The organism is Pseudomonas sp. NPDC090208 (assembly GCF_044746785.1).
GTDB lineage: Bacteria > Pseudomonadota > Gammaproteobacteria > Pseudomonadales > Pseudomonadaceae > Aquipseudomonas.
The window spans coordinates 227,908-254,870 of record NZ_JBIVCU010000010.1 but is presented as its reverse complement, the minus strand read 5'-3'; the positions used below and the strand labels follow the sequence as shown (position 1 = coordinate 254,870).

Sequence of the window (26,963 nt, the reverse complement as noted above, 5' to 3'; positions counted from 1 at the left end):
GTCAATCCAGACAACGCTGCATCCACTGCCCCACCGCTATCGCGAGCAGAGCTCCCTCTCACATGGATTTGTGCTGATCTCAACTTTGCTGATCTGCGCAAAATCAACACCGCCGGCAAGCCGGGCTGCTACAGATTCACAAACGCCGCTGCACTGGCTTCTGGCCGAAGGCCGTAGCAGAAAGCCCTCAGCTCACGCCTGTTCCAGCGCCCGCCTGGCTTTCTCCCGCGCGCCGCAGACGTTCATCTGGCACCAGCGGCGTCGGCCGTTTTTCGAGGTGTCGATGAACAGCCAGTCGCAGTTGGGGGTGCCGCAGACTTTGAGGCGGAGGATGTCGGGGGATGTGAGCAATGCCGCCGCCTGCACCGCCAGCCGGCTGATGAAACCGTCGGTCATGGCTTGCAGGCTGTCGCAGGGGCGCCAGTGCCAGAGGGCGCCCAGGGGGGTGGGCACGAGGATGCGCTGGCCGGCAGTGCGGGCCAGTTCGGCGTTGAGGGTGTCGAGCTTGAGCGGGTCGACGCCATGGCCCAGTGCAACCGGCAGCAGCAGTTGGTACAACGACTCGCGAAAGTCGATCAACTGGCGGAACGCCGTCAACCCGTGCCATGACGCCGCCTCGACCGTGCCGAGCAGGTGTTCGTGCTCGTCGGCCTCGATCAGGCCGGCGTGCAGGAACCAGTGCACGATGTCTTGCAGACACGACAGTTTGTCGACCACCTCCCCCAGCGCGCTGCCCGGGCGGCGGCCGTCGCAGGTGTTCAGGTAGTCGAGCACGCCGACGCCACCCACCAAACGGATGGCGTTGATCTTCAATTGGCCGATAGACATCGCACATCCTCGGAGTCGAGTGCAGAAATTAATCATGGCAGAGAAAATCATTCTCACCGGACTTTCTGACTAACACTTTCGCGGGATGTGCCCTGTACGACGCCGTTCGCTCTACATCGCCGCTGATCGCCTCAACCATTCGTCGATCATATCCGCGGCAACCGCCGCACTGACCCGGTCGCTACGGATATGCACTTCCGGGAAGACCGGCGTCTCATACGCCGAATCCACCCCGGTGAAGCCTTTGATCTCGCCACTGCGTGCCCGCCGGTACAGGCCTTTGGGGTCGCGGGCTTCGGCCACCTTGAGCGGCGCATCGACGAACACTTCGACGAACCGCTCGGTGCCGACGATCGAGCGTGCGTAATGCCGGGCCGCGCGCGTCGGCGAAATCAGCGCGACCATCACCGTCAGACCGGCATCGGCCATCAGGGCCGCGACTTCCGCGACCCGCCGCACGTTTTCATCGCGGTCGTCGGCGGAAAAGCCCAGATCGCGGCACAGCCCGGTGCGCAACGAATCGCCATCGAGAATGCAGGTCGCCACACCACGCGCTCGCAGCAGCGGGTTGAGGCTGTCGACGATCGTCGATTTGCCCGCCGCCGACAGGCCGGTGAGCCAGACCACGTGGGACTTTTGCGCAGCAACCGGCATCAGGCTGCTGAACGGGTGTGGAAACAGGTTACGTTCCGGGGCCATGACCCCGCTGTCGATGTTCATGACAACTCTCCTCCTTGAGCCAGGCCCCAACGTTCAAACGTGGGCCTGGTGAATGATGAAATCAGCGCGCATCGGGTCGTAGATGCATTTGAAATCGCCGTAACTCTTGTCCACGACAAAGCCAGCCGACATCAATTCACTGCGCAGTTGCCGTGGCCGCACCGGGAACACCCGCAGGCGGTACACCGCGCCGTCGGCGAAGCTGTAGACGAACTCGCACAGCGAGTCGTGCAGCTCGCCCAAGGTGACCTTGGCGGTCTTGCCGCAGTAGTAATACTGACCGGAGGACGAGAAGCGGCCTTCCAGAATCGCCTGAAAGTTGCGCTGATCGACCAGCATCAAGCCACCGGGTCGCAGCAGGCGGCGAAAGCCCTTGAGCACCGCGATGCGTTCGTCTTCGTCGAAGACATGGCACAGCGAACTGCCCAGACACAGCACTGCATCGAAGGTGCCTAACTGGCGCGGTTCGAGGTCGTGCCAGTCGCTGCACAGCAGCGGGATGTCGACGTCGTGTTTGATGAAGTTGGCCCGCGCCCGCTCGACCATGGTCGGGCTGCCGTCGCAGGCGGTGACGTTGAACCCGGCCTTGCGCAGTTGCACGGCATGAAAGCCGCTGCCGGTGGACACATCGAGGACTCGACAGACGCCGGCCTTGAGCAGCAGGTCATTGAAGAATCCGCTCTCGCCGGCGGCACGTTTGTCCCAGTCGATCAACTCGTCCCAGCGGCTGACGAAGTCGGCGTTGTATTGCCGGGCGTAATCCCGGTCACGGCTCTCAGCCGTACTGACGGGCGAGGATGAGCGGCGAAGGAACATGGCGTGGTACTCCCTTTTGAGCGACGCTGGCGGCGAATGCCTGATATTTGTGGCCCAGTTCCCGGGCACGGTCAGCGGCTTCGCTGACTTTCATGTCGGTCACCCGGTAATTCAGGTATTGACTCATCACATCCATCTGTTGCGCGGCAAACAGCACCGTGCCATCGGCCATGATCGACTTGATGCCGTCCTGGCGCTGTCCGGCTTCATTGACCCGGATCGCCTCGTCGCGCTTGACGCCGTACGGCAGATCGAGCAACACCTGGCCCATGCCGACCTTGAGCGGATAGCCACCGGGCAAGCCGTGAGGACCGGGGGCATGGACATGGACCTCCTTGTCGGCGAAGAGGTTTTCCAGCACCGAAATCGCCGACATCGCGGTCAGGTACTGGCCGTCCACGCCACCCAGACGGCGGAAGTTGTCGGCCACGCGGCCAAAGATCGCTTCGGCGCTGAACTCGTCGCTGCACTCATGCCCGTCGACCCAGTAACACAGGCTGAAATTGGCTTGGGTCGGCAAGCCGAGGCGCGGCACGTAATGACTGAAATAGTGCTGACCGACCAGCTTGACCTTCACCTGCATCGGCTCGCAGCTCGCCAGCCGGGCGATGGCACAGCGGGTCGCCGGGATCAGGTTGGCGACGTTGCCGATGCCGATGTCCGGCGCCATGCCGACCTTGTACAGCACCGCGTTGACCGCATCGGGGAACGCCGCGTTGACCACCAGGCATTTCGGGCAGGCCTGTTTGACCGCGCGCATCAGCGCATAGGCCGGCGCCAGGTGCATCGGCAGCCATGGCCCCAGTTGCGCCTGATCCAGCTCGTCAAAGGTGGCCTTGGGCAACTGGGTGATGACCCGCCACGATTGCAGCGACGCGCAGTTGAGGATGATGTCCGGTCTGATCTTGGCCAGCGTTTCGGCATTGCGCTCGATATTGGCCTCGGTCAGGTTCATCTCCCAGCCGTGGACCTGTGCCGGTACGTCCTGTTGCAGCGCCGCCAGGCGCACCAGATTGCACAGCCGTCCGGTCTGTTCCGGATTGCGGCTGGCGACGTGGAACTCGAACTGATTGCGCGGCACCAGAATCTGCAGGATCTGCAGACACAGGTTGCCCCCACCGACGATAAGCAGCTTTTTCCGTTGCATGAAACTGTCTCCCTGAAAGGTCCGGGTGCTGCGCGACTAGCGCGGGTAGGCACCGTTATCCACCGCAATGACTTTTCCGGTCAGATGGCGACTCTGGTCAGACAGCAAGAACATGATCACATCGGCCACGGCGCCGGGTTGAATCGGCTCATCGAGGACTTCCTGTCGTTCGTACTCCTTGCGTCGATGCTCGGGGATCCGGTCATGGATCGACGTATTGCGGACCAGCCCCGGCGACACCGCATTGACCCGCACGCGGGGCGCGAAATTCCAGGCGTTGGCTTTGGTCAGGCCGATGACCCCGGCCTTGGTCGCCCCGTAAAGGGCATCCATACTGCCCACCTCGCCCGCCACCGAGGTGATGTTGACGATGGCACGGGCATGGGGTGCCTGCGGCTCCTGGCGAGCGAAATCCCTGGACAGGTAGACCAGCGACTTGAGGTTGACCGCCCAGATTTCCTCGATGTCTTCATCGCTGTAGTCGTACACGCTTTTGCCGTGATACAGCCCGGCGTTGTTCACCAGCCCGTGCAAGGCGCGATGTTTGTGGATTTCGTAAAGGTCGCTGATGAAGGTCTGGTATACCTCGGGCCGGGAAAAATCCACCAGATGGGTTTCCAGCCGGTGCGACGGCAGATTGCTCTGCAAATCCTGCAAGCCCTGGCGATCCTTGTCGGCCGCAATCACATAAAAGCCGGCTTCCACACAGGCGACAGTGGTCGCTTTGCCGATGCCGTGAGCAGCACCGGTGATGACGATCTTCTTCATGTTCATGCGCTCGTCCCCTGAGCAAACTGGTTCATGCGTTCGTAGAAAGGCCGATGGGCCTGATAAAAGCCGAGCAGGCGTGGGTGCGGGTCGAGCTGGCGTGCATCGAAATCATCCGTCGGCGCCACGATGCCGGTGCTCTGCTCCGCCGTCGCGTGCCAGCTGCGCCAGGCCTGCCATTGCGGCGGGCAACACGGCTCCCAGTGCAGCGCTTGCGGGCAGTATTCCAACTGCAGGTGGTCGCAAAGCCGGCGCAGGGTGTCTTCAGGCTGGCGGGCGAGGTCTTCGGCGTTGATCACATAGGGGATCTTTCCACTGAGCCGGGTGACCTGGCAGAACACTTCATACAGCGCCTTGTGGCCGATGGCCTGCTCCGGCATCTGCTCATAGATGGCGAAGTGCGAGAGGATGGCGCGCCCCGGCTCGCGAATGATGAAAACGTTCTGCTGTTCGAGCAAAAATTCAGCGTCCGCTTTCAGCGCATCCAGGCAGTGGTAACCCATGTCCTTGTGGAACACGTGGTGGTGCTGACGGCTTTTGCGCAGCAGCGCCTTGACCCCTTCGTAGGTGCGCGGCAGGCCGCAGTCCAGATCGTCGTGGGGAATCGCCGACTGCTCGTTGAAGGCGACATGGGCGAAGGGTTCGTGGAACACCTCGAAATCGCCGCGCTCGATGAACACGCGCTCAAGCACCGTGGAGCGGGAACGGGGGTGGGCCCAGAGGGCGATCATGCGATTCATCGCACACCTCCCGCCATTGCCTGAGCTCTGGGGGCGGCCACTGCAGCGACCGGTCCGGCGTCGGCCGATTCGATGAAATCCAGCAGGCGATGCTGGCCGAGGCTTGCGTCGTAACCTGCGGTCCTGAAGGCCGGGTGTCCGGCAAAGCTTGCGGGCGGCAGTTCGCCGTCGAAGTAGGCTTGGGTGAAATAAGGGATCGCCATCAGCCGGTTCATGATCCGTTTGGGCACCTGCACCCAATCGAGGGCAGGCAGAATCGGCCGTTTGCATTGCTGGCGGCGGATCAGGAATTCGATGATCTGCGGGGTCATGGTGTAGAGCGTGGTGTCCGCGCCGGTGCGCTGCAGGTGCCAGCAGTGCTCGCGGCCCTGGGCATCGGTGTCGACTTTAAGGCTGCACAGCAACAGCCGTGCCGGTGTCTGTGAACGCCGCAGCATCGCCTGCATGGCCTGATAGACCGCCAGTTCGCCCCAGCGCCGGTCGTCGTCGGTCAGCCGTAGACGCCGGGTTCTGGCCTGATCGGCGAAGGCGCTTTCGGCGCCCAGCCGACCGATCATGTAGGAGATGACATAGCGCGCCTTGTCGGTGTCGATGCCGTGAATGCGCGCCCGCAAGCGGCCGTTATGCACGGCTCTGAGGCCTGCCGAGAATTGCGACACGGTGAAGCAGAAGGTGTTGTTGACCGAACAGCCCCATGACACCAACTGCTCCATCGCCTGATAGCCCTGCTCGCTGCCGGGCACCTTGACCATCACGTTCGGCGCCAGTGCCGCCAGCTGCAGCCCGCGCGCCACAATATCTTCGGCGCGCATGGCGTGACCGTTTTCGACTTGCGCCGACAGCCAGCCGCAGCGCTGCTGCGAGGTGATCCACAATGGCCGCAGCTGTGCGGCGCCCAGGCGGATGGCCCGGTCGTACACGTCACGGGCCTTGTCCTGGCAGGACAGGCCCGTGGGCAACGTGTCGATGTAGCTCTGCCATTGCCGTGGTTGTTCAACAATGGCACGACTGATGAGTCCGGGATTGGTGGTGGCCCCGCTGATACCTGAAAGAGCGCCGATAAAGTTATCCGGCAATAAACTCTCGATGGCATCGAACATGTCCGGGTACTGCTGAATCAATTTAGTTTTATAGTCGCCATATAAAGCGGGAGATGAATCCCACCAGACTTCCGAGTCAACCGTGTGTTGTTTTAATAGACGAGCAAACCCCGGAACATCCATGAGAAGGTCCTTTTGCCGATTACCAGGATGTGGTGAAGAGGGTCCCGGAAACATTCGGGCAATAATGCCAACCCTTTCAGGCTGATAGTCAGACAAACTGAACCTTCGGCGTTAAAGATGGATCCAAGCGGATCCCCTGTCAAATCCATTTCAGTGGATTGTTAATCACGAATACGTCTAAAAAAAGAATATTTGATACCTCAAAAAATATCGGCTATTGCCCGTTTTCAAACATACTCATTTGAATAACTTCAATTGAATACTTCAGGGTATCGACGGCGATATAACAATAAGCGTGCTAACAAAAGTGCAAAGCTCTTCTGCATTCGTCTTTTCGCGAATGCGTTTTTTGAAAAAACCGTCGACGCGTTCAACTATAAAAAATTATTTAATTTTCACTGTGCATATTTTTCCTGACTGGCGTGTTCTTTTACCTTCGGGCACAGATGTTGCGAGCATTCCATGCCTGTTGTGGTCCGAATCCGGAGCGAATGGCGCGCCAAGACGTCTGAGCTTTACTCTGAAGAAAAACGAGGAACCCCTACCGTGAATACACCGTCCGACCGCTTCACCTCGAAAGCCCGCTGGTTTCACTGGGTCATGGCCATCCTGATCGTGCTGGCCTACGTCCTGATCCTCAGCCGCAGTCAGTTCGCCAAGGGCAGCGATCCGCGGCTGTTCGTGATACAGAGCCATTTCTGGGTAGGGATCGTGGTACTGGTGCTGGCGTTCTTTCGCCTGGCCGAACGGCGCCGTCATGCACCACCGGCCATTACGCCGCCCCTTGAAGGTGCCTTGCACACCGCGGCGACCGTGACCCATTACGCGCTGTACGCGTTCTTCTTCGCCCAGCCGCTGCTGGGACTGTTCACGGTTTTGCTGGAACGCGGCGCGCTGCCGATACCGCTGACCTCGATCACCATCCCAGCGCCCTTCGGCATTTCCAAGGACACCGCTGAAGTGCTGGAGCACTATCACGTGCTGCTCGGCACTATCTTCTACTACGTGATCGGCCTGCATGTGATTGCCGCGCTCTGGCATCACTTCGTGCGCAAAGACAACACCGTGCGGCGCATGGTGTGAGAGATCGTCTGGCCTGCTCCGGGGAATATCTGTTCCCATGATGTGAGCGCGATCCATTGTGGGAGCGAATTCATTCGCGATTCGGTGTTCCAGTCGCTGTATCGGCTCGACCGGAAACCTTTTCGCGAATGAATTCGCTCCCACAGGCCCCCATACGGCGGATCGGAGGTCGTTGTTACTGCTGGCTTTCCTTGAGCAATTGCTGGATCACCTGCTCCTGGGTGTCATAGCCGCCTTCGCCGAAATGGGTGTAACGGATCTGCCCCTTGGCATCGATGATGTAGTGCGCCGGCCAGTACTGGTTGTTGAAGGCGCGCCAGATTCTGTAGTCGTTGTCGATGGCGATCGGGTAGTTCAGGCCCAGCTTCGCAACGTTCTTGCGCACGTTGTCGATGACCCGTTCATAGGGGTATTCGGGGCTGTGCACTCCGATCACCACCAGACCGTCCTTCTCGTACTTCTTCGCCCACTCGTTCACGTACGGAATGCTGTGCTGGCAGTTGATGCAGTCGAAAGTCCAGAAATCCACCAGCACCACCTTGCCGCGCAACGACTCCTTGCTCAGCGGCGGCGAGTTGAGCCACTCGACGGCGCCCGACAGCGACGGCATTTCGCCTTTGGCGCTGACATCCGGCGCGGTCGCAGCCTTGACGCTGTCGACCAGGTAGTCGATGACCTTCGGCACGCCGCTCAACACGCCCTGCTCCAGCGCCGCAGCGCCCTGAGACGAGGTTCCGGCAAGCAACTGACCCTGGGAACCGCTGGCGATCGTCACCGCCACCAACAGCGCAGCCAGACCGGCGCCGCGACGCAGCCAGGCGGTGACCGGCAGCGACAGTTTCATCCGCGTCAGCAGGCCACGTCCGGCAAAGATCAATGCCCCCAGCGACACGGCACTGCCCAGACCGTAAGCGAGCAACAGCAGGCTGGTCTGCGCGCTCGGCCCTTGCAGCATGGCGCTGGTCAGAATGATGCCGAGGATGGGTCCGGCGCACGGTGCCCACAGCAGGCCGGTGGCGACACCGATCAGCAGCGACCCCAGCGGCCCGGACAGGCGACGCGTTGCCGGATCGAGGCGATTGCCCAGCGCCACCAGTGGCCAGGTCAACCAGTGACCGACCTTCGCCGACAGCAGCGACACCGCGAACAGCACCAGCACCACCAGCGCAACCTGACGGCCGATGCCGTTGGCGGTTACCACCCAGTCACTGCTGACCACCGCCAGGCTCGACACCAGGGCGAAGGTCAGGGCCAGACCGAGCAGGGTCAGCAGCACCGAGGACGCCGAGCGGTCGGCGCGGGCGAACAGAAACGGCACCACGGGAAGGATGCAGGGGCTGAGAACGGTCACGATCCCGCCCAGAAATGCGATGAGGAACATGGGGGCTACCTGCGATCAGTGAGAGGGTCAGGGGCGAATCAGTTGTCGTGGCAGCCGCCGGAGAAGCTCTGGTAATCCAGCACACGCACCTGGTCGGTGGAGTCGAGGTAGGTCAGGCGCGAGGTGACCACGCTGCAGGCCGGGGTGGTGCCTTCTTGCGAGGACAGGACCTTTTTGATGTCGAGGTGAGTGCCGTAGCGGTAGGTCTCTGGCTTGACCTCTTGCGCCTGTGCCGACAGGGCACCCAGGCTGAAGGCGGCGAACAGGGTGGCGATTGTCAGGTTTTTCCAGTTCATGGCGGTTCTCCAGGACGTTGTGATCACGGCGGGATGTGATCTCTCGATGGCGCCTATTGAACGTTCCGGAGGTATCGCGGATGTGTCGGTAAAGCGGTCAATTTAATCGGTACGTGTCCGTGGGGGGCGGGGATACATTGGGATACAAAAAGCGCTCTCGGGTTGCGTCAGGTTACGCGGCCCCTTGTAGGAGCTGGCTTGTCCTGCGGCCGGCTGTAGGAGCTGGCTTGCCCTGCGACCGGCGACGAAGTCGTCGTAAAACCTGTTCATGCGGTGTGTCTGGTGTATTGCTGGTCTGCTAACGCAGCTCTGTTTCGCCTGACGGCGAGTTACTTGGAAAAGCCCCAAGTAACCAAGGGCTCTTCTCCCCGCCATACGGCACCTCGCTAATGCTCGGTGTTCCCTCACTCCGGCGACGCTCCGTGGGCCCGCCGCGAATGGGCCATCCATGACCCACGCGGCTCTCGCGGCATCCATGCCGCTCGGCGCCACTGCGCATCGCCTGCGTTCGGCCTTCTGGGACGGGGCCCCAAGATCAAAATCAAAAGCCAGATCAAAAGCTGGCGATACACACACTCCTTGTGGGAGCGGGCTCGCCCGCGAAGGCGTCCTCAAGATCGCTACCGTCGGCAAGCCGGACTGCTACGGGGCGGTGTGTGCCATCTGCTTTTGATTCTGACCGAAGGCCGTGGGAGGGAGCTCTGCTCGCGAAAGTATCTCCAGACAACACCGCATCAACCGCCCCTCCGCCATCGCGAGCAGAGCCCCCTCCCACATGGATTGATGCTGGCGCCAGCCTTGTTTGGCGCCCATGAAATCGCCACCGTCGGCAAGCCGGGCCGTTAAGGAATGAAGGGTGTCGTCAATGCTGCGTATCAATCGTCCCGTCCACCGGATCCGGCGGCACCGGGCCGTCCTGGCTGGTGTCGATGCTGACCACCACCGACATCCCCGGGCGCAGTCTGTCGACGGCTTCCTGATCGTTGTCGACGGTGATGCGTACCGGGATCCGCTGGGCGATCTTGACGAAGTTGCCGGTGGCGTTGTCCGCCGGCAGCAGGCTGAATTCGGAGCCGGCGGCTGGCGAGATGCGTTGCACGCGGCCACGCATCTTGCGGTTTTCCAGCGCATCGACGGTGAAGCTCACCGGCTGGCCCAAACGCACGTTGGCCATCTGGGTTTCCTTCATGTTGGCGATGATCCAGCGCGGTTTCGGCACCAGCGCCATCAACTGCGCACCGGAGTTGACGTAGGCGCCCAGGCGCACGCCGATTTGCCCCAACTGGCCGTCACGGGGCGCGGTGATGCGGGTGTTGCTGAGGTCGATGCGCGCCAGTTCGATGGCCGCTTCGGCGTTCTTCACCGAGGCTTCCAGCGAGCCGCGATTGACGATCACCGTTTGCAGATCCTGCCGGGCGATTTCCAGCGTGGCCTTGGCTTCGGCCAGTGCGGCACGGGCCTGGGCGTCGGCGGCGCGGGTCACGTCCAGTTCGCTTTTCGACACCGAACCGTCGGACACCAGCGCAGTGCTACGACGCAGATCGGCGGCGGCTTTTTCGCTCTGGGCCTGAGCGTTGGCCACGGTGGCCTGACGCTGCACGATGGTGGCCTCGGCACTGCGCCGTTGCTGCAGGTTGTTTTCCAGCGCGGCCTGCTGCACGCCCAGTTGCGCCAGGCCCTGATCCAGATGCTGCTGGTAGATGCGGTCGTCGATACGCACCAGCAAATCGCCCTCCTTGACCCACTGGAAATCCTGCACCGGCACCTCGTAAACGTAGCCGCTCAGTTGCGGGCCGATGATGGTGGTCTGGCCGCGTACCTGGGCGTTTTCGGTGCTTTCGATGGGGCTGCTGAACGGCGGCAGTTGCCAGGCATAAAGCACCACCAGCACACCGGCCAGGGCCACGCCGCCAAAGAGGATCGACGAGACGAAACGGATCCGCGCCGAACGCGGTTGCGTCGTGGCCGGCATGGTTGCCGGGGGTGGCGCGGCAGCCGGCGCAGAAGTCTGGGGCGGGTTCGGGTTACTCGGTTCGGTCATGAAGATTGGGCGCCGGAAGGTTGAACGGGAGCGGCGGTCGCTGTTGGGGCCGCAGGACTGAAGGGGGCCACCGGTTCGGTGGTGATCCACAGCCAGGTCGCGCGGCTGGTGATCCAGATCATGGTCAGGATGGCGATCAACGCGATGAGCATGAAGACGTCGTTGTAGGCCAGCGTGTTGGCCTCACGGGTGGCCGCAGCAGCCAGCGAACGGATGCCTTGATTGGTACGCGCCGACGGATCGGCAATCGCCGAAATGTACGAGGCGCTGGTGCCGGTCAGGCGCGATTGCACCTGCGCATCGAACAGGGTCACGTGCTCGACGATATGCGCTGAATGAAACTTTTCGCGCCAGACCTGGAACGTGCCGAGCAGCGCCGAACCGATCAGGCTGCCGACGTTCTGGCAGATCCCGAACATCACCGAAAAACTGACCATGTTGCGCGGGTTGCTGAGCACCCCGCTCATGCCCAGCACCAGGGTCGGACCGAGGAAGAAGGTGCCGCCGAAGGCCAGCAGGAACTGGCTGAAATACATCTGCGGGCCACGGGTAAGACTGGTGGAAAAACTGTCCATGATCGCCCCGGCCGCCACCATGCCCAGCGAGATGATCAGCGGCTTGAACAGATGCTGTGGATCGATCGTCAGGGCGCTGACCGCCAGCCCCGCCACGCTGCCCAGCAGCATGAACAGGTACAGCGTATGCAGTTGCTCGGTGCCCTGATTCATCCCTTGCAGAAAACCCACCGCGCCGGTGGCCTGTTCCGACAGCACCAGGCGGGTCAGGGTCACGCCCAGAGCGAAACGCAGCATGCGTCCGCTGCCCAGCCAGCGAGTGATCAACAACGGGCGCGTGCGGTTGTGTTCGATGCCGATGCCAATCACGATCAGGGCAATCGCTGCCGCCAGCGCAACGCCGATCCAGGGTTCCTCCAGCCACCATTCGATACGCCCCAGCGACAGCACCGCACACAGCGCGGCAAAGCCCGAGGCAAGGATGGCGAAGGTCAGAAAGTCGAGTTTTTCAAAAGCCTTGAAGCGATCTCCCGGCGGCAGTTTCAGGAGCAATACACAGCCCAGCGACAACAGACACATGCCCAGCTCGAACAGATACAGGCCGCGCCATTCGGCGATCTGCAGCAGGTCTTCGGACACCAGTCGCGCCAGCGGCGTGGCCAGTTGCGCGGTGCCGAGGCCGAGCACCAACGCCTTCATCCGCCACCTCTGCGGGAAGGCCTGGATCATGTAATACAGGCCCAGCGAGCTGAGCGCGGCGCCGACCATGCCATGGGCAGCACGCACGGCGATGGCCGAGTTGATGTCGTTGACGAACAAGTGGGCGAAGGTCACCAGTGCGTAGAGCAGCAGGAACACTTCGGTGAAGGCGCGCAGGCCGAACTGTTGGCGGAATTTCACCAGCAGCAGGTTGATGGAGACGTTGGTCATCACGTACGCCGCCGGCAACCAGGCGATTTCGGCCTGGGTCGCGCCCAGCGCGCCTTGCAGGTATTGCAGGTTGGCGACGACCAGCGCATTGCCCAGGCCGCCGGTCAGCGCGACGATCACGCCGACAACGGCGAACGCCAGACGTTTGGGTGTGGGATGCAGCGGCGTCGACGGTGAGCCGGGGATCGACGGTCGTTCGTGGGGCGCCCATTCATGGGGTTTGTATTTGTCGTTCATCGAGCAGGCCTGATGGATTCTGTGCTGAGACCGTGACCGAGGGGAAATGACTCACCGCTCGGTCCTGCCCTGTGACGATTCGGGGTGTTGGGAGTTTAGTTAATCGTTGGCAGACTGCAGGGCGGTTACAACCGATGATCTGTAGACGCGGGCTTGCCGGTGATCGTAGCCGGTTTGATCTTCGGCGATCTACGCAAACCTGTAGGAGCGCGCTTGCCCGCGACCGGCTGTAGGAGCTGGCTTGTCCTGCGAGCGGCGACGGAGTCGTCGTAAAACTTGTGCATGCGGTGTGTCTGATGGATTGCTGATCTGCTAACGCAGCCCTGTTTCGCCTGGCGGCGAGTTACTTGGAAAAGACCAAGTAACCAAGGGCTCTTATCCCCGCCATACGGCATCTCGCTGATGCTCGATGTGCCCTCACTCCGGCGACGCTCCGTGGGCCCGCCGCGAATGGGCCATCCATGGCCCACGCGGCTCTCGCGACATCCTGTCGCTCGGCCCACTGCGCATCGCCTGCGTTCGGCCTTCTGGGACGGGGCCCCAAGATCAAAACCCAAATCAAAAGCCAGATCAAAAGCCAGATCAAAAGCTGGCGAAACACACACTTCCTGTGGGAGCGGGCTCGCCCGCGAAGACGTCCTCAAGATCGCTACCGCCGGCAAGCCGGACTGCTACGAGACGGCATGTACCATCTGCTTTTGATTCTGGCCGAAGGCCGTGGGAGCCGGCTTGCTGGCGAAGGTGGTGCGTCATAAAGACCGCCTTCGCGACCCTCGTAATCTCGGATTCCTCCCACAGGGGTTGTGGTGTGCGGGTTGTGTTGCCGTACCAAGACTGTGCAAACACAACACATCCGTGGGAGGGAGCTCTGCTCGCGATGACGTCACTTCAGCCATTGCGACATCCACTGACACACCGCCATCGCAAGCAGAGCCCCCTCCCACAGGTTTCCATCGTACCCAATCGAACCCCTACCCAATCATCCGCAATCCCGGCGCCTGGGCCATTCGTGGGTCGACTGCATGAATACTCGCCTGACGATGCCGCAGCATGCCGCCTTCGCGGTCGTTGAAGACGGCGTTGATCTCGGCAAGGATCGACAGGGCCACGCTGTGCGGTGCGTCGCCGCCCAGGTCGAGGCCGACCGGGTAATGCAGGTTGGCGCTGGCCACCGCTTCGCGGGTGTGCTCCGGGAGTTCGTCGAGCAGGCGTTCGGTGCGGCTGCGTGGGCCGAGTTGACCGATGTAGCGCGGTGCCCCTTGCAGCACCTGGCCCAACCAGTGGCGGTCTTGGGTCAGGCTGTGGGTCATCAGCACCACGGCGGCATCGGCGACCATCGCCTGCAGTCCCGCCAGTGGCGCCAACGGAACAGCCAGCACCGCATCGGCCTCGGGGAAACGCGACGCACGGGCGTAGTGCTGGCGAGCGTCGATCACCGTGATGTGCCAGCCCTGTACACGGGCCATGTTCACCAAAGGGACGGCATCGTGACCGGCACCGAAAATCACCAGTCGGCGCGGCGCCGGAATGTACTCCAGCAGCACCTCGACTTCGCCGCCCGCCGTTTCATACGTACGTGTCGCCGAGCGTCGCGCCGCGCGCACGGCGTACAGGTCTTCGGCAATCGACGCGGCCAGCCAGCGGTCGCGCATACCGCTTTTCACGCCCTGCTCAGCGGTCAACGCGACCCGCTCGCCCGGTGCGGTAAAACGCTCGTTGTGCGAACCGATCACCGTTGCCAGCGCCCCATGCCGGCCGCTGTCGCGCACGCCTCTGAGCACGTCCACCACCAGTGAAACGCTCCCCGCTGGCACACGCTCGAACAGGATGTGCACCGTACCGTTGCAGCCCAGACCGAAACTCAGCTCGGCCTCTTCCAGATCGTCATCGTCCTGGCCAGTGGTGTAAACCCTGATCGACGGTTTGCCGCTGGTGGTCAGCCACCAGGCTTTTTTGCTGACATCGCTTTCCAGGCAACCGCCACTGACGGTGCCGGTAAATGCGCCCATCTGCCCGATGACCATGCGCGCCCCGGGGCGTCGGTAGGCCGAGCCTTCGACCTTGACCACGGTGGCGATCACCGCGTCCTGCTGCCCGGCCTGCGCTTCGTCGAGCGCGGCGAGCAGGCTGGATAAATCATTCATGCGCCCCTCCACACGGGTATCTGGCCGGTCGTATATTCAGCGTATACGCTAGATATCTGCAAAGGGATAGCAGATTGCGTGCCGGATTCAAAACCCTCCTGCTTCACCTGTTTACCCTGTGGGGGCGAATTCATTCGCGAGAGGGCTGTCCGGGCCGACACATCCCCGTCGCCTTACACATCCCATCGCGAATGAATTCGCTCCCACAGTTGAGAAGCCTGTGTGTATCAACCAATCAGCTGACCATGAAGCCTCACGCCCTCGACCGTACATCCCGCCATTCCCAAAAATACGGGCGTCCATATTCATCCCGTCTACACTCCCCAACCTCACCTGAACGCCTGTGTTGCAGGAGTTGCCGCCATGAAAATCCCCGGTCCCGACCACCCCATCACCATCGCCCCGCTCAAGGGCCGCGTCACCGTGCAATTCAAGGGCGTGCGCGTGGCCCAGAGCGACCGCGCGCTCGAATTGCGTGAGTCCAGCTATCCCCCGGTGATCTACATCCCCCGCTCGGACATTTCGATGGAACATTACGAAAGCAGCGAGCATCGAACCCATTGCCCCTACAAGGGCGATGCCAGCTATTTCACCCTCAACGCCAACGGTGAAACGGCAGTGAACGCAGTCTGGACCTACGAACAGGCGTACCCGGCGGTCAAGGAGATCGAGGGGCACGTGGCGTTCTATCCGGACAAGGTGAGCCTGGAAGTTCACTGAGCGGTTCCACGGTAGGACGGTTTCAGTTTCAACGTTGCATGACACGCCGCCAGGCCGCGAACCCCATGTCGCGCTGGCGATGAGACGACCTCTGCGCCCGGCGGCCCTTGGCCTACCGGCGCCGGCAGACTCCGGAGAAGCACCGATGACGCGCCCTTCACGCCAGCTACGCGAAACACCTGCCAGCCACCCGCTCTGCCAGCGCTACCAAAGCGTACGCAGCCACACCGAGCGGCTGGTGGCGCCGCTCAGTGCCGAGGACATGGTCGTACAGTCGATGCCCGACGCCAGCCCGGCCAAGTGGCACATGGCGCACACCACCTGGTTCTTCGAGACCTTTCTGCTGGCCCCGAACATTCCCGATTACACCGCGTTCGATCCTGCATTCGGCTACCTCTTCAACTCCTATTACGAAGCTGTCGGCCCGCGTCATCCGCGTCCGCAGCGCGGCTTGATGACCCGCCCCGGCGTCGAGCAGGTGCTTGCCTATCGCAAACATGTCGACGAACACATGGCGGCGTTGCTGATGAGCGGCGTCTCTGCCGAAATGACCAGCCTGATCGAGCTGGGTCTGGCCCACGAAGAGCAGCATCAGGAATTGCTGCTGATGGACATCCTTCACCTGTTCAGCCTGTCCTCGCTCAAGCCGGCCTACAACCGTGACTGGCCGGCGGACCAGGGTGGCCGGCGTGGTCGCTTCAAGCCGCTGAGCGCGGGCCTGACCCAGATCGGCCATGGCGGTCGCGGGTTTGCCTTCGACAATGAAGGGCCGCGGCACACCACCTACTTGCAATCGTTCGAGATCAGCGACCGGCTGGTGACCAATGGCGAATGGCTGAGCTTCATCGCCGACGGCGGCTACCACACCGCCGCGCTGTGGCTGTCCGAAGGCTGGACGCTGGTTCAGGAAAACGGCTGGAATTCCCCGCTGTACTGGCAGCATGACGACACCGGCTGGAAGCGCATGAGCCTGCGCGGCCTGGAAGCGATCGACCCGACTGCGCCGGTGACGCACATCAGCTATTACGAGGCCGCCGCTTTCGCCACTTGGGCCGACGCGCGCCTGCCCACCGAAGCCGAGTGGGAAGCGGCCGCCCGGGCCGGTCTGCTGGAGCAGGTCGACGATGTCGCCTGGCAATGGACCCAGAGCGCCTACAGCCCCTACCCCGGCTTCAAGCCGTCAGCCGGTGCGGTGGGCGAGTACAACGGCAAGTTCATGGTCAATCAGATGGTCCTGCGCGGCGGCGCCAGCATTACCTCGCCCGACCATTGCCGGCTGACCTATCGCAACTTCTTCCATGCGGAAAAACGCTGGATGGTGTCCGGCCTGCGTCTGGCCCGCGACAGTCGCCAGCCAGGGGTGGTCAACGCCCATGACAGCGAATTCGCCCGCGACGTGCTGGCCGGGCTGTCGGCGCCGGAAAAGCAGCTGTCGCCGAAGTATTTCTACGACGCCACCGGCTCGGAACTGTTCGAGGCGATCTGCGAGACGCCGGAGTATTACCCGACCCGCGCCGAAACCGGTCTGCTGCAGGAGATCGCCGGACAGATCGCCGATTCGATTCCGGTCGGCGCCGCGCTGGTGGAGTTCGGCAGCGGCGCCAGTGAAAAGACCCGGCTGCTGCTCGACGCCGCACCGCACATTGCGGTCTACGTGCCGATCGACATCAGCGCCACTGCGCTGAACAAGGCTGCCAAGACGCTGCGCCAACAATATCCGGCCCTGACCGTGGCGCCCCACGTCGACGACTTCACCCGTGTGCTGACGCTGCCCGACGCCGCCAATGGCCACACCCGCGTAGGCTTCTTCCCCGGTTCGACCATCGGCAATTTTACCCATGAGCAGGCGGTGGAGTTTCTTCACTCGGTGCATGACGTGCTGGGCGAGAACGCTCACTTCATCGTCGGCGTGGACATGGTCAAGGACGCCGCCACACTGGTCGCCGCCTACGACGACGCTGCCGGCGTGACCGCGCGTTTCAACAAGAACCTGCTGACCCGCATCAACCGCGAGCTCAGCGGCAATTTCGACGTCGACGCTTTCCAACATCTGGCGCAGTGGAACGACGCCCAGGCGTGCATGGAAATGTATTTGGTCAGCCAGCGCGACCAGCAGGTCAAGGTGGCCGGGCACAGCTTCCACTTCGCCGCCGGCGAGAAACTGCACACCGAAAACTCGCACAAATTCACCGTGGCGTCGTTCACCGCGCTGGCGGCACTGGCGGGCTGGACAGTCAGTGAATACTGGCTCAGCGAGGCGCCGCAGATGGCGCTGTTCAGCCTGCGCGCCTGAAGGTGGCTGCGGCGCGTGATCGGGCGCGCCGCAGTCGCTCATCCGCCAGTCGACGAGGTCAAGCCCGACCTGCTAACGTCCCGCGACTTTTTTTCACGGATGACTCACCACGCCATGGCCAAGCCCTCGCATCGCGACAAGATACTCACGGAAGGACTGAAAATCGTCCACGAGCGCGGGTTCGCCGGTGCCAGTGTGCGCGACATCGTGCAGGCGGCCGGCGTACCGCAAGGCTCGTTCACCAACCACTTCGTGTCCAAGGAAGCCTTTGGCCTGGAGATCATCGACCTGTATTTCGACAGCGCCCGACAACTGGCCGCTGCCACCCTGCTCGATGCGCGGTTGACGCCGGTGGCGCGGGTGCTGGCGTACGTCGATGCGCACCGGAGCCTGCTCGAAGGCGGCAGCCTGAACAAGGGCTGCCTGTTCGGCAATTTCGCTGCAGAAAGCAGCGAGCACAGCGAACCGATCCGCGCCCGGCTGGTGGAGATTTATGCCTGGATGACCGACACCGTCGCCGTCTGTCTGGACGACGCGATTGCCGTGGGCGAGTTGCCGGCAGGTTTCGACAGCCGGCAGGTGGGCGCTTTCATCATCGCCTCGCTGCAAGGCGCCGTATTGCTGGCCAAGGCCCAGCGCAATCTGGCGGCGCTGGAGAGTTTCGCCACCGTGCTGGCGACCCGCGTGCTGCACTGAAGGCGGGCTTCGCAAGCACGGAACCATGCAAGAATGCGCAGCCGCACTGCACGATTCTGTCATTGTCATTTGCAAAAACGCGCTGTTAGCATCCTTGTCGAACCTCACGGAAGGCGGATCGAACGATATCGCCTTGAAGAGCCAAAACAAGAAAGCCACAGGGAGGCTGCGATGACCGCACAGGTAGTATCGGCCAGAGCTTCAGGTCAGGAACCGGCCTGCGACAGTGTTCTGTCCGACGTCCGCAATCACATTGGTCACATCACCCTCAATCGTCCGCAAGGACTGAACGCCATCGATCTGGACATGGTCCGCACACTCCAGCAGCAACTGGACGCCTGGGCTTCGGACGACAATGTTTACGCCGTGGTCCTGCGTGGCGCTGGCGAAAAGGCCTTCTGCGCCGGCGGCGACATCCGCGCGCTGTACGACAGCTTCAAGCACGGCAAGACCGAGCATCAGACCTTCTTTGTCGAGGAATACGCCCTCGACCTCACCCTGCATCACTACCGCAAGCCGGTCATGGCGCTGATGGACGGCTTCGTCCTCGGCGGCGGCATGGGCCTGGCCCAGGGCGTCGACCTGCGCGTGGTCACCGAACGCAGCCGGCTGGCGATGCCGGAAGTCGCCATCGGCTATTTCCCGGATGTCGGTGGCAGTTACTTCCTGCCGCGAGTGCCGGGCGAGCTGGGCATCTATCTGGGCGTCACCGGCGTGCAGATCAAGGCCGCCGACGCGCTGTACTGCGGCCTGGCCGACTGGCACCTGCCGAGCACCCAGTTGCCGGAGCTGGATCGCCAGCTCGACAGCCTGAAATGGAGCCTGACCCCGCTCAAGGACATGCAGGGCGTGCTGGCGAAGATCGGCGTGCAGCAACTGCCGGATGCGCCGCTGGCCGAATTGCGTCCGGCCATCGACCACTTCTTTGCCCTGCCGGACATCCCGAGCATCATCGAACAACTGCTGGAAGTGACCGTGGCCGATACCCATCGCTGGGCCGTCGACACCGCCAACCTGATGCAGACCCGTTCACCACTGGCCATGGCCGTGACCCTGGAACTGCTGCGCCGGGGCCGCCATCTGCCGCTGGAGGCCTGCTTCGACCTGGAGCTGCACCTGGACCGCCAGTGGTTTGAGCGCGGTGACCTGATCGAAGGCGTTCGCGCCCTGATCGTAGACAAAGACAAGAAACCGCACTGGAACCCGTCCAGCGTGCAAGGCTTGAATGCCGAGCACGTGGCGAGCTTCTTCAGCGGTCATGAGGCCTGACCATGCAAGACCTGGAACTGAGCGAAGAACAGATCATGATCCGCGACATGGCCCGCGAGTTCGCCCGCCATGAAATTGCCCCCCACGCCCAGGCCTGGGAAAGCGCCGGCTGGATCGACGACGCGCTGGTGGAAAAACTTGGCGAGCTGGGCCTGCTGGGGATGATCGTCCCGGAACAATGGGGCGGCACCTACATCGACTACGTGGCGTACGCGCTGGCGGTGGAGGAGATTTCCGCCGGCGACGCGGCCACCGGCACGCTGATGAGCGTACACAGTTCGGTGGGTTGCGGGCCGATTCTCAATTACGGCAGCGAAGCGCAGAAGCAGCAGTGGCTGGCAAAACTCGCCAGCGGCAAGGCCATCGGCTGTTTCTGCCTGACCGAACCTCAGGCCGGTTCCGAGGCCCACAATCTGCGCACCCGCGCCGAACTCAAGGACGGTGAATGGGTGCTCAACGGCGCCAAGCAGTTCGTCAGCAACGGCAAGCGTGCGCAACTGGCGATCGTGTTTGCGGTCACCGATGCGGCGTTGGGCAAGAAAGGCATCTCGGCGTTTCTGGTGCCCACCGACAACCCCGGTTATCGCGTCGAGCGCATGGAACACAAGATGGGCATCCGTGCCTCGGACACCTGTGCGGTGACCTTGAGTGACTGCCGCATCCCGGCGGACAACCTGTTGGGTGAGCGCGGCAAGGGGCTGGCGATTGCCCTCTCCAACCTGGAAGGCGGCCGCATCGGCATTGCCGCCCAGGCCTTGGGCATCGCCCGCGCCGCGTTCGATGCGGCGCTGCTCTACGCCCGTGAGCGGGTGCAGTTCGACAAGCCGATCATCGAACACCAGAGCGTTTCCAACCTGCTGGCCGACATGCACACCCGCATCAACGCCTCACGCCTGCTGGTCCTGCACGCCGCCCGCCTGCGCACGGCGGGCAAGCCGTGTCTGTCGGAGGCGTCGCAGGCCAAGCTGTTCGCCTCGGAAATGGCCGAATGGGTATGCTCCAAAGCCATTCAGATTCATGGTGGCTATGGGTATCTGGAAGACTATCCGGTGGAAAAATACTACCGCGACGCGCGCATCACCCAGATCTACGAGGGCTCCAGCGAGATCCAGCGCCTGCTGATTGCGCGGGAGTTGAAGAACTACTCGCTGTAGCAGCGATCCTGTGGGAGGGAGCCCTGCTCGCGAAGGCGTCAGATCCAGCAACATCGTGCTGGCTGACACACCCCATCGCGGGCAGAGCGCCCTCCCACAGGGATCGGTGATTACCGAAGCTGTTGCGCTGTCCCAATCAACCTCAGGTACGCAACACCTTCATGTCCTGCACCGGCGCTTGCGGCTCAGGTACATCCACCACCGCCGGGCGGCTGTTCCAGTGCGGCACCAGCACCAGCGCAGAAAACATCGCGCAGCCGGCGAAAACGATGAACACCGTGACGGTATCGAAGTAACCCGGCAGCAAGCCGCCCAGCACCGCCCCCACCGAACCGCAGCCATTGACGAAACCCGACGCCGTCGCCGCTGCCCGCGCGGTGCCGAAGTCGATGGCCGCCGTGCTGCTGATCATCGAGTCCGGTCCGTACAGGGTCAGCCCCATCACGAACAACAGGCTGACCACCAGCAACACGCTGCCGGTGTGCATGGCGCCCATGAACAACGCCAGGGCCAGAGTCAGCACCACCAGACTTAGCACACAGGCCGGCATGCGGCGGGCGCCGAACAGCTTGTCCGAGGCCAGACCGATCATGATCGGCCCCAATAGACCTGCCAGCTCAAACGCCGTCGGCACAATCGCTGCGCCGACCTTGCCGACTTCGGGCATCTGCTCGAAGACGATCACCGGCCCCCACAGCAGAATCGCGTAACGCGCAGGCTTGAGCAGAAAGTACGCCAGCCCCAGGGTCAGTACGGTGCGGTTGCGCAGGATTTCCTTGAGTGGTGTCCATACGCTGACGGTCTGGCCGTCAACCTCGGCTGCACGCAGGTCAGCCTCAGGCTCCACAGCAGGCAAGCCGACATCCTGCGGCGTGTTGCGCTGGAAGATGAAAAACAGCACCGCCACCAGCGCCACCACCGCCGCGCTGGAAAAGAACGCCGCATGCCAGCTGCCGATCAAGTCATACGCCCACCAGCCGGCAAACGGCGATGCGACCAACCCGCCAAAGGCATAACAGGAACTCCACAGCCCCAGCACCCGGCCACGCTGCACCGCCGGAAAAAACGCGCCGATGTTCTTGCACAGCCCCGACCAGCCGGTGGACTGCGCCAGGCCCTGGATCAGCATGCAGGTGGCAAAGATCGGCAAGGTGGCAAAGCTGCCCATCACCACCGCCGCCGCTGCGGAAATCAGCAGGCCGCCGAGGACCACCACCCGCGGACCGAAGCGGTCGGCCAGCATGCCCCAAGTGAACTGGCCCACGGCATAGGCGGTGAGGTAGATGGCGTCCATGTTGGCCATGGCCATCTTGTCGAGGTGGAAGGTCGGGTCTTCGCCGATGCCCAGCTTGGCGACGGAAAACGCTTTGCGGGTGAAATAGAACGCGGCGTAGGCAAGCCAGGTGATGGCGAAAATCTGCACGCGCCAGCGTTTGAACGATGCGACGGAATGCTTCATTGGATCTGACCTCGGGATGTGAGTGTGCCGGCAGGTATTCAAGGGAATGGGCGCCGTTTGTTTTTATTGATGTGGCACGGCATTCGCGGCCCCGATCAGGCAGCGAATGGTCAGATGAATCGCCGCTGCGCCGGTGCACGCACAGCCGATACGCAGTGGCGCTCATGGCCTCGACCAGCCGGTCGGTGTACGACCGTCGCTCGGGCTGAAGCGGATAAAAGCAAGTGCAGACTAATAAGTGAAATCGATTTATCGTATTTTCGATATAAGCCCAGCTTGTAAGAGATCACCCCATGTCGGTGTCACACGCTCAACTGAAAGCCTTTCACGCGGTCGCCCAGCACGGCAGCTTCACGGTCGCGGCCCAGCGTCTGTTCCTGACCCAGCCGGCGATTTCCGACCAGGTGCGCAAGCTCGAAGAGCGCTACGGCGTGATGCTGTTTCATCGCAACAAGCGTTCAGTGCGGCTCACCGATCTGGGCGAGCGCCTGCTCGGCATCACTCAACGGCTGTTTGCGGTGGAGACCGAAGCCGAGGAATTGCTGCAGGACTCCCAGGCCCTGCAGACCGGCAGCCTGACCCTGGCGGTGGATGCGCCGGTGCATGTGCTGCCGCAGATAGCCCGCTTCTGCCAGCGTTATCCCGGCATCAGCGTGAAGATCGAAACCGGCAACACCGATGAGTCCCTGCACCGGCTGTTCAACTACCAGGCCGATCTGGCGTTGCTGGGTCGAGAGGTCAGCGACGACCGGCTGCTGGCGATCCCGCTGCGCAGCGACCCGTTCGTCGCCTTCGTGGCGCTGAGCCATCCATGGGCGACACGGGACTCGATCACGCTAGCGGATCTGCACGACACGCCACTGGTGCTGCGCGAGCCCGGTTCGGTGACCCGGCAGGTGGTGGAAGAAGAAATGAACCGCCTCGGTCTGAAAATCCGCCCGGCGATTCAGGTCGAAGGCCGTGAGGCGGCGCGCGAAGCCGTGGTGGTGGGGATTGGCGTGGGCGTGGTGTCGGCGGCGGAGTTTGGCGCCGACTCGCGAGTGGTTGCCCTGCCAATCACCGACTGCACCCGACGCATGAGCGAAACCCTGGTGTGTCTGCCGGATCAGAGTTCACGGCGGGTGGTGGCGACGTTTTTACAGATGGTCAATGAAACCCTGGGGCATGCCGTGCTGTAGGTATTTTGCTGCATTGGCCGAACTGACGCCTTCGCGAGCAGGGCTCCCTCCCACAGGTTTAGCGGTCATCCACACACTTGTGGCTGGCAGCAATCCTGTGGGAGGGAGCCCTGCTCGCGATGGCGTCAGGCCCGGCAACATCGCGCTGACTGACACACCGAATCGCGGGCAAGCGCGCTCCTACAGGTTTGGCGGTGATTCACAGAACTTGTGGCTGGTAGCGATCCTGTGGGAGGGAGCTCTGCTCGCGAAGTCGTCAGGCCCGGCAATATCGCGCTGGCTGACACACCGCATCGCGAGCAAGCTCACTCCTACAACGACGACACCGTCATCCTATCGCCAACTCAAAAAACGCCTTGATCAGGCGCAGTTCCCGGCGCCGCTCCAGGCAGCCGATGAAGTGCCGGTTAGTCAGCCCCTCCCCGGTCAGCGGCAGCGCCACCACCCGTGGGTCATGGCTGGTCTCGACCGATGACACGATGCCAATGCCCAGATCAGCCGCCACCGCTTCGGTCACCGCCTCGCGGCTGTCCAACTCCAGCAACACCCGTGGGCTGATCGCCGCTGCGCTGCAAGCCTGATCAAAGGTGCGACGGGTGATCGAACTCGGTTCGCGCAGCACCATGATCTGCTGATCCAGCCGCTCCAGCGCCATTTCACGCTCCGTTGCCCAGGCATGCTGCGCCGGCAGCAAGGCGCACATCCGCGATTGCGCCAGCGTGTGCAGGTACAACCCGTTGCGCGGCTCGCCCTCGGTCAGCACCGCCACATCGGCATGTTCCGAGACCAGCGCGGCCAGAGTTTCCTGAGCATTGCCCAGGCGCAGATTGACGGTAATGCCGGGAAACTTCGCCCGCAACTTCGCCAGCATCGGCATGACCAGATGCGGCCCGTCCGCCGCTACCTCCAGGCGCCCGACCAACAATTGCCGGTTGGCCTCCAGCAGCGCCTGCGCCTCTTCGGCCATACCGAACATCGCGCGGGTGATCGCCGCCAGCTTGATGCCCTCCTCGGTCAGCTCGACCCGACGAGCGGTACGGCGCAACAGGGTGATCTGGTAATGATCCTCCAGCGCCTTGACGTGACCGGTGACCGCCGGCTGGCTGATGAACAGCCGCTCGGCAGCGCGGGTGAAGCTGCCCTCACGGGCTACGGCATCGAATGCGCGCAGTTGAAACAGGTTCATTGCTATCGGCCTGACTTATAGTTCGGATAACAACAAGCAATTTGATTGATAGATGCTCGCAGGTCAACGTATGCCCGTCGCTTCCGGACAAGCCCCCAAGCATCGAGGACCCTTCCATGAGCATCGCCCAACCGATCCTGCTGACTCCCGGCCCGCTGACCACTTCCGCCCGCACCCGTCAGGCGATGATGGTGGATTGGGGCTCGTGGGATGACCGCTTCAACAAACTCACCGCCAGCCTCTGCTGGCAATTGCTGGACATCATCAACGGCCACGAAAGCCATCGCTGCGTGCCGTTGCAGGGCAGCGGCACCTTCGCCGTGGAAGCGGCCATCGGCACCCTGGTGCCCCGCGACGGCAAAGTGCTGGTGCTGATCAACGGCGCCTACGGCAAGCGCCTGGCGAAAATCTGCGAAGTGCTGGGCCGCGATTTCTCCACCTTTGAAACCGCTGAAGACGAGCCGACCACCGCCGCCGATGTGGAAACCATGCTGCGCACCGACCCGCGCATCACCCACGTGGCGCTGATCCACTGCGAAACCAGCACCGGCATTCTCAACCCGCTGCCGGAGATCGCCGAGGTGGTCGCCCGCTTCGGCAAACGCCTGATCATCGACGCCATGAGCTCCTTCGGCGCGCTGCCGGTGGACGCCGCCAAGGTGCCGTTCGATGCGCTGATCGCCGCCTCCGGCAAATGCCTGGAAGGCGTGCCGGGCATGGGCTTCGTTTTCGCCCGCAAGGAGGCGCTGGACGCTGCCGCCGGCAACTCGCACTCGCTGGCGATGGACCTGCAGGATCAGTACGCCTACATGGCCAAGACCGGCCAGTGGCGTTTCACCCCGCCGACCCACGTGGTCGCGGCGCTGCACGAAGCCCTGCTGCAGTACAAGGAAGAAGGCGGCCTGCCCGCCCGTAATGCGCGCTACGCCGACAACTGCAAGGCGCTGCTCGACGGCATGGCCGAACTGGGCCTGCGCAGCTTCCTGCCCGCCGCCATCCAGGCGCCGATCATCGTCACCTTCCACGCCCCGCGCGATGCCCGTTACCAGTTCAAGGACTTCTACGAGCGGGTCAAAGCCAAGGGTTTCATCCTCTATCCCGGCAAGCTGACTCAGGTCGAGACGTTCCGCGTCGGCTGCATCGGCCATGTCGATGCCAAAGGCATGCAGGCTGCGGTCAACGCCATTGGCGAAGTGTTGCGGGAAATGGAAGTGCTGGAAATCTGATCGTCACACCACTCTGAAACCCTGTGTCCGCTTTGATCTTGAGGATTCACCGATGAACTACAGCAACCCCGTGCAACTGCAGGCCGCGATTCTTGACTGGGCCGGTACCGTGGTCGACTTCGGCTCGTTCGCGCCGACCCAGATTTTTGTCGAAGCCTTCGCCGAATTCGATGTGCAGGTATCCATCGAAGAAGCCCGTGGCCCGATGGGCATGGGCAAGTGGGACCACATCCGCACCCTGTGCGACCAGCCGCAGATTGCCGAGCGGTACCGCAAGGTGTTCGGCCGCGCACCGAGCGACGATGACGTCACCGCCATCTATAACCGCTTCATGCCGCTGCAGATCGAGAAGATCGCCGAACACTCGGCGCTGATTCCCGGCGCGCTGGACACCCTCACCGGCCTGCGCAAGGAAGGTCTGAAAATCGGTTCGTGCTCGGGTTACCCGGCGGTGGTGATGGCAAAGGTCGTCGAGCTGGCGGCGAAGAACGGCTATGTCGCCGACCACGTCGTCGCCACCGACGAAGTGCCGAACGGGCGCCCGTGGCCGGCTCAGGCACTGGCCAACGTGATTGCACTGGGAATTGATGACGTGGCGGCGTGCGTCAAGGTCGACGACACCGTGCCGGGCATTCTCGAAGGCCGTCGCGCCGGCATGTGGACCGTGGCACTGGTGTGCTCGGGCAACGCGCTGGGGCTGACTTGGGAGCAGTATCAGGCGCTGGCGCCGGAAAAGCTGGACGCCGAACGCAAGCGCATCCACGCGCTGTTCGAGGGCTCGCGTCCGCACTATCTGGTGGACACCATCAATGATCTGCCAGCGGTGATTGCCGATATCAACCGGCGTCTGGCCAAAGGTGAGATGCCGCAGGGCGTTTGACTCGCGAGGCTGCCCTCCCATTGATGGTCTGAG

General features: G+C 62.7%; 23 protein-coding genes. 9 read left to right on the top strand and 14 right to left on the bottom strand.

What is annotated here, in order from left to right; all coding sequences use genetic code 11:
• Positions 1 to 192 precede the first annotated feature (192 nt).
• From ACIPL0_RS18410 to ACIPL0_RS18380, 7 genes are all read right to left on the bottom strand, one after another.
• Positions 193 to 828 carry a CGNR zinc finger domain-containing protein gene (locus tag ACIPL0_RS18410; protein WP_400601885.1) on the bottom strand — a complete coding sequence of 212 codons (636 nt, stop codon included), beginning with the start codon at positions 826 to 828 and terminating at the stop codon, positions 193 to 195.
• A 111-nt stretch (positions 829 to 939) separates the two neighbouring features.
• Positions 940 to 1,548, bottom strand: coding sequence for an adenylyl-sulfate kinase (gene cysC / locus ACIPL0_RS18405; protein WP_400601887.1), 609 nt, complete (start codon positions 1,546 to 1,548; stop codon positions 940 to 942).
• Positions 1,549 to 1,581: 33 nt separating this feature from the next.
• On the bottom strand, positions 1,582 to 2,364 hold the full coding sequence (locus ACIPL0_RS18400; RefSeq protein WP_400601889.1) for a class I SAM-dependent methyltransferase: 783 nt from the start codon (positions 2,362 to 2,364) through the stop codon (positions 1,582 to 1,584).
• Complete coding sequence (locus tag ACIPL0_RS18395; protein ID WP_400601891.1) at positions 2,324 to 3,511, bottom strand: hypothetical protein; 1,188 nt, start codon at positions 3,509 to 3,511, stop codon at positions 2,324 to 2,326. Before ACIPL0_RS18395 ends, ACIPL0_RS18400 begins: the two co-directional genes overlap by 41 nt.
• 36 nt (positions 3,512 to 3,547) lie before the next feature.
• Entirely contained in the window at positions 3,548 to 4,279 is a 732-nt protein-coding gene (locus ACIPL0_RS18390) for an SDR family NAD(P)-dependent oxidoreductase (protein ID WP_400601960.1), read from the bottom strand.
• A gap of 2 nt (positions 4,280 to 4,281) precedes the next feature.
• Positions 4,282 to 5,019, bottom strand: a complete 738-nt coding sequence (locus ACIPL0_RS18385; protein ID WP_400601893.1) for a sulfotransferase family protein — start codon at positions 5,017 to 5,019, stop codon at positions 4,282 to 4,284.
• Positions 5,016 to 6,338, bottom strand: a complete 1,323-nt coding sequence (locus ACIPL0_RS18380) for a transaldolase family protein (protein ID WP_400601895.1) — start codon at positions 6,336 to 6,338, stop codon at positions 5,016 to 5,018. Before ACIPL0_RS18380 ends, ACIPL0_RS18385 begins: the two co-directional genes overlap by 4 nt.
• 450 nt (positions 6,339 to 6,788) lie before the next feature.
• Here ACIPL0_RS18380 and ACIPL0_RS18375 point away from each other — a divergent pair, with 450 nt between their 5' ends.
• On the top strand, positions 6,789 to 7,325 hold the full coding sequence (locus tag ACIPL0_RS18375) for a cytochrome b (RefSeq protein ID WP_400601897.1): 537 nt from the start codon (positions 6,789 to 6,791) through the stop codon (positions 7,323 to 7,325).
• Between the two features lie 175 nt (positions 7,326 to 7,500).
• Here the strand turns inward: ACIPL0_RS18375 and ACIPL0_RS18370 are convergent, their stop codons facing one another.
• From ACIPL0_RS18370 to ACIPL0_RS18350, 5 genes are all read right to left on the bottom strand, one after another.
• Positions 7,501 to 8,706, bottom strand: coding sequence for a cytochrome c biogenesis protein DipZ (locus ACIPL0_RS18370; protein WP_400601899.1), 1,206 nt, complete (start codon positions 8,704 to 8,706; stop codon positions 7,501 to 7,503).
• Positions 8,707 to 8,744: 38 nt separating this feature from the next.
• The gene (locus ACIPL0_RS18365; protein WP_400601901.1) at positions 8,745 to 9,002 is read right to left on the bottom strand and encodes a DUF2790 domain-containing protein; all 258 of its coding nucleotides are present in this window, start codon (positions 9,000 to 9,002) and stop codon (positions 8,745 to 8,747) included.
• Between the two features lie 862 nt (positions 9,003 to 9,864).
• Complete coding sequence (locus ACIPL0_RS18360; protein ID WP_400601903.1) at positions 9,865 to 11,043, bottom strand: HlyD family secretion protein; 1,179 nt, start codon at positions 11,041 to 11,043, stop codon at positions 9,865 to 9,867.
• Positions 11,040 to 12,725: an MFS transporter gene (locus tag ACIPL0_RS18355; RefSeq protein WP_400601905.1), complete on the bottom strand. Its 1,686-nt coding sequence runs from the start codon at positions 12,723 to 12,725 to the stop codon at positions 11,040 to 11,042. Before ACIPL0_RS18355 ends, ACIPL0_RS18360 begins: the two co-directional genes overlap by 4 nt.
• Before the next feature lie 971 nt (positions 12,726 to 13,696).
• Positions 13,697 to 14,869, bottom strand: coding sequence for an XdhC family protein (locus ACIPL0_RS18350; protein WP_400601907.1), 1,173 nt, complete (start codon positions 14,867 to 14,869; stop codon positions 13,697 to 13,699).
• Positions 14,870 to 15,232: 363 nt separating this feature from the next.
• Here ACIPL0_RS18350 and ACIPL0_RS18345 point away from each other — a divergent pair, with 363 nt between their 5' ends.
• The 5 genes from ACIPL0_RS18345 (at position 15,233) to ACIPL0_RS18325 (ending at position 21,001) form a co-directional block, all read left to right on the top strand.
• Positions 15,233 to 15,589 (top strand): DUF427 domain-containing protein, encoded by a 357-nt coding sequence (locus tag ACIPL0_RS18345; protein ID WP_400601909.1) that lies wholly within the window; start codon positions 15,233 to 15,235, stop codon positions 15,587 to 15,589.
• A gap of 145 nt (positions 15,590 to 15,734) precedes the next feature.
• On the top strand, positions 15,735 to 17,882 hold the full coding sequence (egtB, locus tag ACIPL0_RS18340) for an ergothioneine biosynthesis protein EgtB (RefSeq protein WP_400601911.1): 2,148 nt from the start codon (positions 15,735 to 15,737) through the stop codon (positions 17,880 to 17,882).
• A gap of 114 nt (positions 17,883 to 17,996) precedes the next feature.
• Complete coding sequence (locus ACIPL0_RS18335) at positions 17,997 to 18,578, top strand: TetR family transcriptional regulator C-terminal domain-containing protein (RefSeq protein WP_400731565.1); 582 nt, start codon at positions 17,997 to 17,999, stop codon at positions 18,576 to 18,578.
• 171 nt (positions 18,579 to 18,749) lie between these two features.
• On the top strand, positions 18,750 to 19,847 hold the full coding sequence (locus tag ACIPL0_RS18330; RefSeq protein ID WP_400601915.1) for an enoyl-CoA hydratase/isomerase family protein: 1,098 nt from the start codon (positions 18,750 to 18,752) through the stop codon (positions 19,845 to 19,847).
• Between the two features lie 2 nt (positions 19,848 to 19,849).
• A complete protein-coding gene (locus ACIPL0_RS18325; protein ID WP_400601917.1) occupies positions 19,850 to 21,001 on the top strand; it encodes an acyl-CoA dehydrogenase family protein in 1,152 nt (383 codons plus the stop codon).
• A 142-nt stretch (positions 21,002 to 21,143) separates the two neighbouring features.
• Here ACIPL0_RS18325 and ACIPL0_RS18320 read toward each other — a convergent pair whose 3' ends face one another.
• Complete coding sequence (locus ACIPL0_RS18320) at positions 21,144 to 22,460, bottom strand: MFS transporter (protein ID WP_400601919.1); 1,317 nt, start codon at positions 22,458 to 22,460, stop codon at positions 21,144 to 21,146.
• A gap of 293 nt (positions 22,461 to 22,753) precedes the next feature.
• On the opposite strand from ACIPL0_RS18320, the gene ACIPL0_RS18315 reads away from it, so the two are divergent.
• On the top strand, positions 22,754 to 23,638 hold the full coding sequence (locus tag ACIPL0_RS18315) for a LysR substrate-binding domain-containing protein (RefSeq protein WP_400601921.1): 885 nt from the start codon (positions 22,754 to 22,756) through the stop codon (positions 23,636 to 23,638).
• A 328-nt stretch (positions 23,639 to 23,966) separates the two neighbouring features.
• Here ACIPL0_RS18315 and ACIPL0_RS18310 read toward each other — a convergent pair whose 3' ends face one another.
• The gene (locus ACIPL0_RS18310) at positions 23,967 to 24,824 is read right to left on the bottom strand and encodes a LysR substrate-binding domain-containing protein (RefSeq protein ID WP_400601922.1); all 858 of its coding nucleotides are present in this window, start codon (positions 24,822 to 24,824) and stop codon (positions 23,967 to 23,969) included.
• A 116-nt stretch (positions 24,825 to 24,940) separates the two neighbouring features.
• On the opposite strand from ACIPL0_RS18310, the gene ACIPL0_RS18305 reads away from it, so the two are divergent.
• Both ACIPL0_RS18305 and phnX read left to right on the top strand, forming a co-directional pair.
• Positions 24,941 to 26,050 (top strand): 2-aminoethylphosphonate--pyruvate transaminase, encoded by a 1,110-nt coding sequence (locus ACIPL0_RS18305; protein ID WP_400601924.1) that lies wholly within the window; start codon positions 24,941 to 24,943, stop codon positions 26,048 to 26,050.
• Between the two features lie 52 nt (positions 26,051 to 26,102).
• A complete protein-coding gene (gene phnX / locus ACIPL0_RS18300) occupies positions 26,103 to 26,930 on the top strand; it encodes a phosphonoacetaldehyde hydrolase (RefSeq protein WP_400601926.1) in 828 nt (275 codons plus the stop codon).
• The last annotated feature ends 33 nt before the right edge of the window (positions 26,931 to 26,963 follow it).

What these genes read in the sequence shown, in the direction of transcription:
- ACIPL0_RS18410 (WP_400601885.1), bottom strand. Translation starts at nt 828, where the DNA reads ATGTCTATCGGCCAATTGAAGATCAACGCCATCCGTTTGGTGGGTGGC.
- cysC (WP_400601887.1), bottom strand. Translation starts at nt 1,548, where the DNA reads ATGAACATCGACAGCGGGGTCATGGCCCCGGAACGTAACCTGTTTCCA.
- ACIPL0_RS18400 (WP_400601889.1), bottom strand. Translation starts at nt 2,364, where the DNA reads ATGTTCCTTCGCCGCTCATCCTCGCCCGTCAGTACGGCTGAGAGCCGT.
- ACIPL0_RS18395 (WP_400601891.1), bottom strand. Translation starts at nt 3,511, where the DNA reads ATGCAACGGAAAAAGCTGCTTATCGTCGGTGGGGGCAACCTGTGTCTG.
- ACIPL0_RS18390 (WP_400601960.1), bottom strand. Translation starts at nt 4,279, where the DNA reads ATGAAGAAGATCGTCATCACCGGTGCTGCTCACGGCATCGGCAAAGCG.
- ACIPL0_RS18385 (WP_400601893.1), bottom strand. Translation starts at nt 5,019, where the DNA reads ATGAATCGCATGATCGCCCTCTGGGCCCACCCCCGTTCCCGCTCCACG.
- ACIPL0_RS18370 (WP_400601899.1), bottom strand. Translation starts at nt 8,706, where the DNA reads ATGTTCCTCATCGCATTTCTGGGCGGGATCGTGACCGTTCTCAGCCCC.
- ACIPL0_RS18365 (WP_400601901.1), bottom strand. Translation starts at nt 9,002, where the DNA reads ATGAACTGGAAAAACCTGACAATCGCCACCCTGTTCGCCGCCTTCAGC.
- ACIPL0_RS18360 (WP_400601903.1), bottom strand. Translation starts at nt 11,043, where the DNA reads ATGACCGAACCGAGTAACCCGAACCCGCCCCAGACTTCTGCGCCGGCT.
- ACIPL0_RS18355 (WP_400601905.1), bottom strand. Translation starts at nt 12,725, where the DNA reads ATGAACGACAAATACAAACCCCATGAATGGGCGCCCCACGAACGACCG.
- ACIPL0_RS18350 (WP_400601907.1), bottom strand. Translation starts at nt 14,869, where the DNA reads ATGAATGATTTATCCAGCCTGCTCGCCGCGCTCGACGAAGCGCAGGCC.
- ACIPL0_RS18345 (WP_400601909.1), top strand. Translation starts at nt 15,233, where the DNA reads ATGAAAATCCCCGGTCCCGACCACCCCATCACCATCGCCCCGCTCAAG.
- egtB (WP_400601911.1), top strand. Translation starts at nt 15,735, where the DNA reads ATGACGCGCCCTTCACGCCAGCTACGCGAAACACCTGCCAGCCACCCG.
- ACIPL0_RS18335 (WP_400731565.1), top strand. Translation starts at nt 17,997, where the DNA reads ATGGCCAAGCCCTCGCATCGCGACAAGATACTCACGGAAGGACTGAAA.
- ACIPL0_RS18330 (WP_400601915.1), top strand. Translation starts at nt 18,750, where the DNA reads ATGACCGCACAGGTAGTATCGGCCAGAGCTTCAGGTCAGGAACCGGCC.
- ACIPL0_RS18325 (WP_400601917.1), top strand. Translation starts at nt 19,850, where the DNA reads ATGCAAGACCTGGAACTGAGCGAAGAACAGATCATGATCCGCGACATG.
- ACIPL0_RS18320 (WP_400601919.1), bottom strand. Translation starts at nt 22,460, where the DNA reads ATGAAGCATTCCGTCGCATCGTTCAAACGCTGGCGCGTGCAGATTTTC.
- ACIPL0_RS18315 (WP_400601921.1), top strand. Translation starts at nt 22,754, where the DNA reads ATGTCGGTGTCACACGCTCAACTGAAAGCCTTTCACGCGGTCGCCCAG.
- ACIPL0_RS18310 (WP_400601922.1), bottom strand. Translation starts at nt 24,824, where the DNA reads ATGAACCTGTTTCAACTGCGCGCATTCGATGCCGTAGCCCGTGAGGGC.
- ACIPL0_RS18305 (WP_400601924.1), top strand. Translation starts at nt 24,941, where the DNA reads ATGAGCATCGCCCAACCGATCCTGCTGACTCCCGGCCCGCTGACCACT.
- phnX (WP_400601926.1), top strand. Translation starts at nt 26,103, where the DNA reads ATGAACTACAGCAACCCCGTGCAACTGCAGGCCGCGATTCTTGACTGG.